Below are 291 nucleotides of genomic sequence, written 5' to 3' on the forward strand. Positions count from 1 at the left end.
GGTTCGATCCCGTTAACTCCCATAGGTTCCGTAGTGTAGCGGTTATCACGTCGCCCTGTCACGGCGAAGATCGCGGGTTCGATTCCCGTCGGAACCGTTTCAAGTAGATTTACTTGAAAGGTAATAAAAGAAATAGACTCGTTAGCTCAGTTGGTAGAGCATTTGACTTTTAATCAAAGGGTCGCTGGTTCGAGCCCAGCACGGGTCATACTTTAACATTAGGTTGAGGTATAAAGCGTAAAAGAACTTGTCAAGCGGATGTGGTGAAATTGGCAGACACGCTAGATTTAG

General features: G+C 46.0%; 3 tRNA genes (1 of these 3 only partly in view). All 3 read left to right on the forward strand.

Annotated features, from left to right (window positions below):
* The first annotated feature begins 24 nt into the window (after window positions 1–24).
* A tRNA-Asp gene (locus RSC39_RS11870) sits at window positions 25–97 on the forward strand.
* Between the two features lie 38 nt (window positions 98–135).
* Window positions 136–208 (forward strand) — tRNA-Lys (locus RSC39_RS11875).
* Between the two features lie 72 nt (window positions 209–280).
* Window positions 281–291: transfer RNA gene (locus tag RSC39_RS11880), tRNA-Thr, on the forward strand; it runs 67 nt beyond the window's last position.

Source organism: Lactococcus sp. (assembly GCF_036648155.1).
GTDB lineage: Bacteria > Bacillota > Bacilli > Lactobacillales > Streptococcaceae > Lactococcus > Lactococcus cremoris.